At 55.1% G+C, this 10,794-nt stretch carries 8 protein-coding genes; 7 read left to right on the top strand and 1 reads right to left on the bottom strand.

Translation table 11 applies throughout. The features are described 5' to 3' along the window. The 4 genes from ABX962_RS19110 to ABX962_RS19125 all read left to right on the top strand — a co-directional run. A partial coding sequence (locus tag ABX962_RS19110; RefSeq protein ID WP_372721628.1) for a DUF1553 domain-containing protein occupies positions 1 to 713 on the top strand: 713 nt, incomplete at its 5' end. A gap of 66 nt (positions 714 to 779) precedes the next feature. Continuing rightward, on the top strand, positions 780 to 2,225 hold the full coding sequence (locus ABX962_RS19115; RefSeq protein ID WP_372721629.1) for a DUF1501 domain-containing protein: 1,446 nt from the start codon (positions 780 to 782) through the stop codon (positions 2,223 to 2,225). A gap of 67 nt (positions 2,226 to 2,292) precedes the next feature. Then, positions 2,293 to 3,108: an ATP-grasp domain-containing protein gene (locus tag ABX962_RS19120; protein WP_372721630.1), complete on the top strand. Its 816-nt coding sequence runs from the start codon at positions 2,293 to 2,295 to the stop codon at positions 3,106 to 3,108. A gap of 263 nt (positions 3,109 to 3,371) precedes the next feature. Then, positions 3,372 to 3,761, top strand: coding sequence for a hypothetical protein (locus ABX962_RS19125; protein WP_372721631.1), 390 nt, complete (start codon positions 3,372 to 3,374; stop codon positions 3,759 to 3,761). 139 nt (positions 3,762 to 3,900) lie between these two features. Here the strand turns inward: ABX962_RS19125 and ABX962_RS19130 are convergent, their stop codons facing one another. After that, complete coding sequence (locus ABX962_RS19130; protein ID WP_372721632.1) at positions 3,901 to 7,386, bottom strand: pyruvate carboxylase; 3,486 nt, start codon at positions 7,384 to 7,386, stop codon at positions 3,901 to 3,903. 305 nt (positions 7,387 to 7,691) lie between these two features. Between ABX962_RS19130 and accD the strand changes: the two genes are divergently transcribed. The 3 genes from accD (at position 7,692) to ABX962_RS19145 (ending at position 10,761) form a co-directional block, all read left to right on the top strand. Then, positions 7,692 to 8,630 carry an acetyl-CoA carboxylase, carboxyltransferase subunit beta gene (gene accD, locus ABX962_RS19135; protein WP_372721633.1) on the top strand — a complete coding sequence of 313 codons (939 nt, stop codon included), beginning with the start codon at positions 7,692 to 7,694 and terminating at the stop codon, positions 8,628 to 8,630. A 95-nt stretch (positions 8,631 to 8,725) separates the two neighbouring features. Next, positions 8,726 to 9,643 carry a serine/threonine protein kinase gene (locus ABX962_RS19140; protein WP_372721634.1) on the top strand — a complete coding sequence of 306 codons (918 nt, stop codon included), beginning with the start codon at positions 8,726 to 8,728 and terminating at the stop codon, positions 9,641 to 9,643. Positions 9,644 to 9,924: 281 nt separating this feature from the next. Further along, positions 9,925 to 10,761: a hypothetical protein gene (locus ABX962_RS19145; RefSeq protein WP_339942852.1), complete on the top strand. Its 837-nt coding sequence runs from the start codon at positions 9,925 to 9,927 to the stop codon at positions 10,759 to 10,761. The last annotated feature ends 33 nt before the right edge of the window (positions 10,762 to 10,794 follow it).

Below are 10,794 nucleotides of genomic sequence, written 5' to 3' on the forward strand. Positions count from 1 at the left end.
GGATCGTGATGAGCGCGACCTATCGTCAAGATTCCAAAGGGACAGCCGAACTAGTCCAAATGGATCCTGATAATCGACTGCTTGCCCGCGGTGCACGTTTCCGCGTCAATGGCGAAACGGTTCGCGACATCATGCTCCGGGGATCAGGATTGCTGTCGGAGAAAATGTACGGTCCCGGCGTGTTCCCGCCGCAGCCTCCGAGTGTGACGGAGTTGGCGTATGGCAATTTTAAATGGAACACCGCCAAGGACGCTGATCGCTATCGCCGCTCGATCTATACGTTCAAAAAGCGGACCGCAGCATTCGCCGCCTACACCGTGTTTGATGCCCCAACGGGCGAAGAGTGTATCCCACAGCGAAACCGTAGCAACACGCCGCTGCAAGCGCTGACGGTTTTGAATGACGAGATGTATTTTGAGATGGCCCGAGCGTTGGCGAAACAGACGTTGGCGAAGCAGACCAGTGAAGATGCAAACGATTCCCCAGCAGAGATCGCAACGTCGATGTTTCGCCGAATTTTGACACGACCGCCCACGATCGAGGAAACGGAGATGTTGACGGCGTACTTCGATGCTCAAAAGCAACGGCTGGTTTCTGGTCAGCTCATCGCGGCAGAGATCGGGGGCGACAAGAATGCCTCTGCCGACTTCGCGGCTTGGTCGATGGTCGCTCGGGTGATCATGAACCTCGATGAAGCCGTCACTCGCCCCTGACCAAACGCTCGGTCAATCGATCTTTTTTCGAGCCAATGCGCCGCTTGGCATCCCATGGTAAAAGCAATGAATTCTCACTCACGACCCGATCCAACCCGCCGCCACTTTTTCCAAGATTGTGGTGTCGGGCTTGGCAAAATGGCACTCGCATCACTGATCGCTGGCGGAGCGAAGCATGCTTTGGCTGGGCAAGATGACGTGTCGCAACCGAGTTCGGTGCGTCCGACTCACTTTCCTGCCAAAGCCAAACGGGTAATTTTCTTGTTCATGGCCGGGGCACCCAGCCAACTCGACTTGTTTGACAACAAACCCAAACTGGCTGAACTCGCCGGACAGCCGATCCCACCGTCGGTGATCGGCAACCAACGTTACGCGTTCATCCAGCCCGATGCGGCGGTACTGGGGCCGCAGTTTCCGTTTGCCAAGTATGGCGAAAGCGGCGCCGAGCTATCGGATCGCTTGCCCTATTTGTCCAAAGTCGTTGATGACATCTCGTTCGTAAAATCATGCACGACCGATCTGTTCAATCACGCCCCGGCCCAATTGTTGTTCAATACCGGCAATCAGTTGCCGGGGCGACCAAGCATGGGGGCTTGGTTGAGCTACGGGCTTGGCAGCGAAGCGAACGATCTGCCCTCGTTTGTCGTGCTAAAAAGTGGCGGCAACCTGAGTGGCGGAGCGGCGATGTGGGGCAGCGGTTTCTTGCCTGGTTCGCATCAAGGCGTTCCTTTTCGCGAGTCGGGCGATCCGATTTTGAATGTCACCAACCCAGCCGGTTTTGATACCCAGGCACAGCGCGACTCGCTCGATCTGATTCGCAAGCTGAATCAGAAACGCCAATCGGTCGTGTTCGATCCTGAAATCGAAACCCGGATTCGTTCGTACGAGATGGCGTATCGAATGCAGACGCGGGCTCCTGAGTTGATGGATTTCCAAAGCGAGTCGGCTGAGACGCTTGCGATGTACGGTGCCGAGCCTGGCAATGCGTCCAAATCGTTTGCCAACAACTGCTTACTCGCTCGTCGTTTGGCAGAGCGAGGCGTGCGTTTTATCCAGGTTTACCACTCGGGATGGGACCACCACAGCAACGTCGCCGGCGGGCTAAAGTCGCAATGTGCCGCGACCGATCAAGGTTGTGCCGCGTTGATCCAGGATTTGAAGCAGCGTGGATTGCTGGACGAAACGTTGGTCGTCTGGGGCGGCGAGTTTGGCCGAACACCGATGGTCGAGTCGAGTGCCGCGTTGGGACGCAGCATGGGACGCGACCATCATCCGCAAGCGTTCACGATGTGGTTTTCCGGCGGCGGCATTAAACCAGGAATCACGCTCGGCGCAACGGATGAACTCGGGTTTAACATTACCGAGCGACCGGTGCATGTGCATGACATCCAAGCCACGATCCTGCACTGCCTTGGACTGGATCATCAGCGGCTGAGTGTCAATTTTCGCGGACTGAACGTCAAACTTACGGGCGTCGAAGAGCACCACGCCGTCAAAGAATTGTTGGCGTAGGGGATCTTGCTAAAAATCCCGTGTGAAGGATGTTTAGCAAAAAGAATCTTCTTGCTATCGTGCGTGAATGAAATGGACGGATCAATATCGATTGGCGACCTGCCGAATTCAGCGAAAACCCTCGGTGTTGTTTTCACGTAAACACGACTGGAACAACGCGATTGGCCAATCGTTACGAGATTACGTTCCCTTCTGCTACAACCTGTCCGACGTCAATGTCCGGCGTTTTGATTTGCTTTTTCCGCTGACGGTGCGTGACGAAAAGTACTTTAACCTGCACCACCGCTCACTTCATGGCCAAAAGGCGATCGTGCCGAATACCGAGGTGATCGAATTGTGCGAAGACAAACAAGCATTGATTCAACGGTTGACTCAGGATGGTTTTGGCGATCACATGCCAGTGATGGGTGGTCGACTTGATTATCCGTATGTTGTGAAGAAACGCGTTTCTGGATTTGGCGATGGAACCTTCATCATCCAAAACTCCGACGATGAACGCGAACTGGAAACGCTGTTGAATGCGGAATCGCATTTCACGCTCGAGCATATCGGTGGACAAGAAGAATTTGCTACCCATCTGGTCATCACGAAGGGGCAAGTTGTCTTTAGCCGCACGTGCAAATATTTCTTTCCGCCGGGGGTGTATGTCAAAGGACGACATGGCAAACCGGTAAAGCGTCAGACGTCAGACCATTCCCCTTACACCGGCCTTTTCGAAGAGATGTTGAGAGCGATTGGCTACGAGGGCGTTTGCTGTATCGATTACAAACCGCACGGCAGCGGAATCAAGTTGCTGGAAATCAATCCGCGTTTTGGCGCGACGATGGCATTGTTCATCAACGAGGCGCTGCCCGCCTACGAGGCAGCGGTTGCAGCGTACTGATGTTTGCTAAGAAAACGCGGGCAGATCCATGCAGGCCGGACCGCAGCGAAGCAGAGATCCGGCTTACTGCTTCAGCGGATGATAGACATCCAATCGCGAATAACCACCTTGCCGAGGAAGGTCGCTAACCGAAAACGGTTCACCGCGTTGGCTTTCATCGCTGGCAAATCCCTTCAGGTAAACAAATTGAGTCGGGCAGGGTAAGATGCGAATCTCATGCTCGCCACGACGTTCCTTGGTTTATAACGAAGTCCGGTTGATTGATGCGTTTCGCCCCCTACCTTGCCCCGTTTTCGGATCACCCGGTCTTGCTGCGCCGGGTGCGGCATGTCCTTGAGCGATTGCCGGCCGAGGTGCAGCAAGATTTCCTGGACGACCATCGCTTCCAGGTTACGATCGATAATTATCAACCGGGAGTGGGTTGGTCGTTCTTGATGCCCGCGCCGGGGCATGCTGGAACGACCAGTCGCTGCGTGGTGCTTCGCGTGAAGCTTGCCGATGCCCATGAACCGTTTGCGTGGTATGTGATCGCGCACGAATTCGCTCATGCCTATCTTCGCAATGGGGGGTGGGGCGAGATTACTGACATCGAAGAAGCGGCCGATGCGATGGCCGCATCGTGGGGCTTCGAGCGACCGAAGCCCGGGAGCTGAATTTTTTGAAGTTGCGAGTTTGTGTTTAGCGGCAAAGCGAGGGATTTTTTGTTTTGCCTCGCTCGCTCACGCGTCGGGTTGTGAATTGCCGGGAAAAACGACAATCACGCAACTTCAAAAATGGCTGATAGGACTTCGGCTACTTGACCGTGATCGTCGCTAACAAATCGCCCGCTTCGACTTGCGTGCCTGCAGGCGTTTGGATGCTGGCGATCGTTCCGCTGACCGGTGCGTTGATGGTGGTTTCCATCTTCATCGCTTCGAGCACCATCAACTTCTGGCCTTCTTTGACCTTATCGCCTTCGGCTGCAGCGACCGTGATCACCATGCCTGGCATGCTGGCGGCAACTTGACCAGGATCGTTGGCATCGGCCTTGATTGCCGCTTTGACCTTGGGCTCGAGCGATTTGTCGAGGATCGACACTTCGCGTGGTTGACCGTTCAGCTCAAAGAAAACGGTCCGTGTGCCATCGGGATGTGGCACCCCGACCGCCAAAAATTTGACGATCAAGCGTTTACCCGGTTCGATATCAACCGCGATTTCTTCGCCCGGTTCTTGTCCGTAGAAAAAGTTAGGCGTCGGAATGTGATCCACGTCCCCATACGTGTTGCGGTGTTTGGCAAAGTCCTCGAACACCTTCGGGTACAGCAGATGTGTGACTGCGGCGCGGTCATTTTCGGGATCGCCGGTCAACTTGGCGGCCGCCGCCCGAGCGGCAGCGACGTCGGCGTCAGGCATCGAATCACCGGGCCGATTGAGGACTGGTTTCTGATCACCCAAAATGATCTTGATGATTTCGTCGGGGAATCCGCCTGGCGGTTGTCCCATCCGTCCCCCGATCAAATCAATCACACTGGCAGGATAGGCCAAAGATTTGTCGGCGGTCAAAACGTCTTCGGCTGACATCTCATTGGCGACCAAGAACAACGCCATGTCACCGACCGCTTTACTGGTCGGGGTGACTTTGACGATGTCGCCAAACAAGCGATTCACGCCGGCATAGGCTTTACATACTTCGGCCCAGCGATCAGAGAGCCCCAGTGCACGAGCTTGTTGATACAGGTTGGTGTATTGTCCGCCCGGCATCTCGTGTTCGTAAAGATCGCCGGTGGCGGGCAACACACTGCTTTCGAACGGCAGATAGAACTCACGTGCGGCTTGCCAGTACGTTGCCAATTGCGTCAACGCTTCGGTCGATAGCGAGGACTCGCGATCGGTATCGCGAAGCGCTTCGACCAACGTGTTCAAGTTGACTTGGCTCGTTCCGCCGGAAAGCGGCGCGAGTGCCGCGTCGGCAATTTGCAAGCCTTCGCCGGCGGCGGCCAGGATCGTTGCCGCTTGGATGCCTGCGGTGTCGTGCGTGTGGAAATGGATCGGGATACCAATTTCGTCTCGCAACGCACGGATCAACTGGACCGCCGCAGCCGGTTTGCAAAGTCCGGCCATATCCTTGATCGCCAACAAGTGGGCGCCGCGTTTTTCCAGCTGTTTGGCTAGGTCGACATAGTACTTGATGTCGTATTTGGTACGACGTGGGTTTTGCAGGTCGCCGGTATAACAGATCGAAGCTTCGCAAATTCCGCCTTCGGCCAACACGGCGTCCATCGCGACGTTCATGTTTTCAAGCCAATTGAGTGCATCGAAAACACGGAAAATGTCCATTCCCGCTTGCACGGCTTCGCGTACAAACAAGCGGACAACGTTGTCGGGATAGTTCGTGTAGCCCACCGCGTTACTGGCTCGCAGCAACATCTGCGTCAGGATATTGGGGACCTGTTCACGCAGGTCAGCGAGCCGTTGCCACGGAGACTCGTTCAGAAATCGCATCGTGGTGTCGAACGTTGCTCCGCCCCACATTTCCAGCGAGAACAGCTGAGGCGTCAACTGCGCGTACGCTGGCGCGATTTGCAACATGTCAAACGTTCGCACGCGGGTGGCCAACAGCGATTGATGAGCGTCACGCATCGTGGTGTCGGTGAACAACAACCCCTTTTGGTTCTGCACCCATTTGACAAGTCCCTCGGCACCTTCGCGGCGAAAAATATCCTTGGTGCCTTCGGGCAATCGTTTGCCGGGTAGCTCACCAAGTTTTTTCAGTTGCGGTACCGGAGCCGGTTCGCGGCGTGTTGCCACAGGGCGTCCAACGACAAGCGGGTTGCCGTTGACGATCGTTTCCCCTAAAAACGCCAACAACTTGCTCGCTCGGTCGCGGCGACGCGGCAATTCGAACAGCGACGGCGTTTGGTCGATCAAACGGGTCGTGGCTTCGCCGGCTAAGAACGCCGGATAGTTGATCATCTTGATCAGAAACGGAATGTTCGTCTTTACACCACGAATGCGGAACTCGTGCAAACAGCGGTTCATGCGTGATGCGGCCGAGGCCAGCGAGGGAGCTCGCGCGGTGACCTTGACCAACATCGAATCGTAAAACGGGTTGACCACCGCACCGCTGAACGCACTGCCGGCATCCAAGCGAATGCCCAGCCCGGCGGCACTGCGGTAATGGCTGATCCGGCCGTAGTCGGGACGAAATTGGTTGCTTGGGTCTTCGGTCGTCACACGGCACTGCATCGCAAAACCGCTGGTGCGAATCGCGTCCTGCGACGCCAATCCGACCTCATCGCTTTCTAGCGGATAGCCTTGTGCGACCAAGATTTGGCTGCGAACGATATCGATTCCCGTGACTTCTTCGGTCACGGTGTGCTCGACTTGGATACGAGGATTGACTTCGATAAAGAAGAACTGCTTCGCATCGACATCGTACAGAAACTCGACGGTGCCGGCATTTTCGTAGCCGCTGGTACCATCGCCGACGGCGCGGCCGATCTTGATTGCCGCTTCGCACATCGCTTGGCGGATGTCGGCGCTCAAGTTGGGGGCTGGCGCAATTTCGACGACCTTTTGGTGTCGCCGCTGGACGCTACAGTCACGTTCCCATAGATGGACCAGATTGTTGTGTCGGTCGCCGAGCAATTGGACTTCGATGTGACGGGCTCGCTGAACGAACCGCTCGACGAACACTTCATCGCTGCCGAAGGCGGTTTTTGCTTCACGCTGAGCCGCTTCGAGTGCCGCCGGCAATTCGTCTGCCGCATTGACCACCCGCATTCCGCGTCCGCCGCCCCCTTTGGACGCTTTCAGAATGACGGGGTAGCCCATCGAGTTGGCGATTTCGAGTGCTTCATCGACACCCGAGAGAGCTTCGTTCTTACCACCCAAGACAGGCACTTGAGCCGCCTCGGCGATCTTTCGTGCGGCGGTTTTGTCCCCGAGTTGTTCGAGCGAATTGACGCTGGGGCCGACAAACAGGATGCCGGCGTTTTCAAGTGCTCGCGCGAATTCGGGGTTTTCTGATAAGAACCCATAACCGGGATGGACCGCATCGACATCGTGCTTTTTGCACAGATCGACGATCGCTTCGATGTTCAGGTACGAGCGAATCGGTTCGCCAGGTTCACCGATCTGGTATGCCTCGTCCGCCTTGAAGCGGTGCAGTGCATAACGATCTTCGTGTGAATAAATCGCAACCGTGCGAATCCCAAGTTCCGTTGCGCTGCGGAAGACTCGGGTCGCAATTTCGCTGCGATTGGCGACAAGAAGTTTTCGTACCGGTCGAATCGTCATGATCGTGTCGTCGAAAGAAGAGGAAGGGGGGCGGGTTTAGACTCAATTATCTGCATCAGCCATCTCAGCAGCAGCCAATTTTTCACCCTCTTTTCCAAGTGGTGCGTTTGGAGCGTCAAGTTGAGTTGACTGCAATTTAGCGAAACCAAGACTTGGGGTCATGAGGGGTGCGGGGGGCCATGTCCCGCATTCGACGGCAAGCGACTAGAATTTGAGGGAGCACAAATTAGAAAAATCGGCTAAGGTGAACGTTCGATTCCGACTTTGAAATTGTTGATCCCCAAGACAGTATGGTCCGAAATAGCATGGCAAGCGTTGATTCGACCCCTTCCAAAACCGATGAACCCAAATCGTCGGTGACTTCTGCCCCGTCGCAATCCGAAGGGATTTTGGCTGCGGATGCTTCAACCGGCCAAGAGAGTGTGGACAAGGCGGCACCGCCTAAAAAACGGGGAGTCCCCGAGGGATTGTGGGTGAAATGCCCCGGTTGCGGTGCCTCGGTCTATAAGAAAGAGGTCGCCCAGCGGCTGAACGTTTGCCCCAAGTGCGAGTACCACTTTTACGTCTCCGCAACCGAACGGATTGCCCAGGTCTTGGACGAAGGAACGTTCGAGCCGATGAACGAGCATTTGCGGCCATCGGACCCGCTGGAGTTTTCAGATCGACGCAAGTATGCCGACCGACTGGTTTCCGAACAAAAACGGACCGGGCTTAGCGATGCCGTGTTGACCGGCACCGGAATGGTGCGTGCTCGCCGAGTCGCGTTTGCGGTCACCGACAGTGCGTTCATTATGGGCAGCATGGGGTCGGTGGTCGGGGAGCGATTGACCCGTTTGATCGAATTTGCGACCGAGCATGATCTGCCGCTGATCATCATCAGTGCCAGTGGTGGGGGGGCTCGGATGCACGAAGGGATCCTCTCGCTGATGCAAATGGCCAAAGTGTCCGCGGCGTTAGCACGTTACGATGAAGCGGGCGGGTTGTTTGTTAGTGTGCTCACGAACCCCACTATGGGCGGGGTTGCCGCCAGTTTCGCTTCGTTAGGAGATTTGGTCTTTGCCGAGCCGAAAGCGTTGATTGGATTTGCCGGGCCGCGAACAATTAAAGCGACCATCGGAATCGAGTTACCCGAAGGTTTCCAGACGAGCGAATTTCTGTTAGAGCACGGCTACATTGACCGAATTGTGCCACGAAAATCGCTAAAAACGGAGATTGCTCGCGCAATCGACTATTGTGGAAAGTAGGTTTTCAAAGGAAGCGGCCGGTCGACCCAAAGACGGCATCTTCGAAACCGACAGCGCTTTTTCTTTTCCCCTGTTTCCAAATGCTCGCGTGACCTATGGGGCTATTTGATTCGCTCAAGGCTAAATTCAATTCCGGCTCCAGTGGCGTAGCGAAGGTCAATGTCAAAGCCAACGCGCGAATTAACGTCGAGCTGCGTTTTGACCGGATGCGAACGAGTGCCACCGGCACGATGAGTAATTTCTTCGTCGCCAACGATCGCGAGCACAAACGCACCGTCGGCGTGAAATTGCTTGACATTGAAAAAATGGAGCAATTCGAAGCTCGCTTTAAAGGGCTGAAAAAGCCGAGCGAAGGCGAGATTGCATTGGGGATGAAGCATCCCAACGTGGTCGAGACCTACGAAGCGGGGCTGACCAGCAAGGGGCAGCCGATTTTGGTGATGGAATACGTCGAAGGGCCCAGTTTGCAGCATGTGATCGTCAACCGCCAAGAAGCAAACCTCAAAGGGAAGCGGATGGGGTTGATTCGCCAGATGGCCGAAGCGATTCGTTACGTGCATTCACGCGGCTTCATTCATCGTGATATCTGCCCCCGCAATTTCATTTGTTTCCCCGATTTCAGCGGTTTGAAGCTCATCGATTTTGGCTTAACAGTGCCTGCAACGCGTCACTTCATGGCACCGGGAAACCGCACGGGGACGCCGCTTTATATGTCGCCAGAAATTGTGCGGCGTCGATCGACCGATTTTCGCGTCGACATATTTTCGTTCGGGATCACCTGTTACTGCCTGTGTTGTTTCGAGCATCCATGGCAAGGGGATGTGGTGAACGGAAAGGCAGCACTGCATCACGATACCTCCCCACCGAAAGACTTGTTGGAGCGGTGCCCAGAGGTAGAGCCGCGACTGTCGCGGGCGATCATGGGAGCTTTGCAGCCGAACGTCGAGAAACGAACGGCAAGCATGGATCAGTTCCTTCAAGCGATAAAATCGCTCGAAGGACTTGATTATTAGGCCTGCGGGGGGATGAGGTCGCATCGTAAAAAACGGCATAAACCGCCCCTGCTGTTAAACCACGTCTGGTTTGCCTGTTTTAACAACGTTTTCGTTGACACTCTATTTATGGGCTAACTATACTTCACTGGTCGAGTCAAGCGAGCCTGTCGCTTCTCGTACACCAGAGCGTGCCAGCGTTGATGAATTGACCTTTGGGCAATTCTCCCGCCTATCGTGTCGCTGGATCTCTTTTTTGTCGGGGATCTCTTGTCGGTCGGAACGTATACGGAATTTTCGCAATGACCCTACTCGGGAAGTCGTTCTCAGTCATCATCCTCATCCTCAGCTTGACCTTTATGGTTTTGGCTTTGGCGGTTAACGCATCGCACCGCAATTGGCGGGACGTCGTGACAGGCCCAGGTGGACTGAAAGAACAAATTCAAGATTATGAATCAACCAACGAGCAGCTTCGGGATACGCAGCAACGCGTCGAAGCCGCCTTGGCTCGTGAACAAGCCGCGCGTCGAACCGCGTTGGGCGCGTTGACGACTCAATTGGACCAATTGAAAGACCAGTTGCAAAAGCGGGAAGAGAGCTATCAGCAAAAAGAAGCTCAAAACACCGTCTTTGCTCAAACCGACCGCAGCCGTGCCCTGCAGCTCGAAGAGTTGACGGCGGAAGCGAATCGCTTGCGACAACAGATCCGCAAAGAACAAGAAGACCGCGACACGCTGTTTACGCAAACGTTGAAATTAACTGACCAAATGAACAAGTTGCGCGGGATTGTGCAGATTCAAAGTGAGCGTAACGATCAATTGATGGCTCAGGTCACCCGCTACAAAGAGGTCGTCGATTCCAAAGGGATCGATATCAACGAACCACTCGATGGATCACCGCCGGATCGCAATGGCACCGTGTTGGTGATCAACCGTCCCAAAAAATTGATCGAAGTTTCGATTGGATACGATGATGGGCTGCGATCAGGTCATCATCTCGAAGTCAGTCGACAGGGCCGCTATCTGGGCAAGGTCCGCGTGTTGAAAATTGAACCCGAACGAGCTGTCGCGGAAATCCTACCCGACTTCAGCCAAGGCACTATCCAGGAGGGCGATCGTGTCGACACTACCCTCGACTGAGAAACCACGTAAACAACCTCCGAGTGTTTACAC

Origin of the sequence: Novipirellula sp. (assembly GCF_041583735.1) — a bacterium.
GTDB lineage: Bacteria > Planctomycetota > Planctomycetia > Pirellulales > Pirellulaceae > Novipirellula.

Coding starts and splice junctions, on each gene's coding strand:
- ABX962_RS19115 (WP_372721629.1), top strand. CDS start 780: ATGAATTCTCACTCACGACCCGATCCAACCCGCCGCCACTTTTTCCAA.
- ABX962_RS19120 (WP_372721630.1), top strand. CDS start 2,293: ATGAAATGGACGGATCAATATCGATTGGCGACCTGCCGAATTCAGCGA.
- ABX962_RS19125 (WP_372721631.1), top strand. CDS start 3,372: ATGCGTTTCGCCCCCTACCTTGCCCCGTTTTCGGATCACCCGGTCTTG.
- ABX962_RS19130 (WP_372721632.1), bottom strand. CDS start 7,386: ATGACGATTCGACCGGTACGAAAACTTCTTGTCGCCAATCGCAGCGAA.
- accD (WP_372721633.1), top strand. CDS start 7,692: ATGGCAAGCGTTGATTCGACCCCTTCCAAAACCGATGAACCCAAATCG.
- ABX962_RS19140 (WP_372721634.1), top strand. CDS start 8,726: ATGGGGCTATTTGATTCGCTCAAGGCTAAATTCAATTCCGGCTCCAGT.
- ABX962_RS19145 (WP_339942852.1), top strand. CDS start 9,925: ATGACCCTACTCGGGAAGTCGTTCTCAGTCATCATCCTCATCCTCAGC.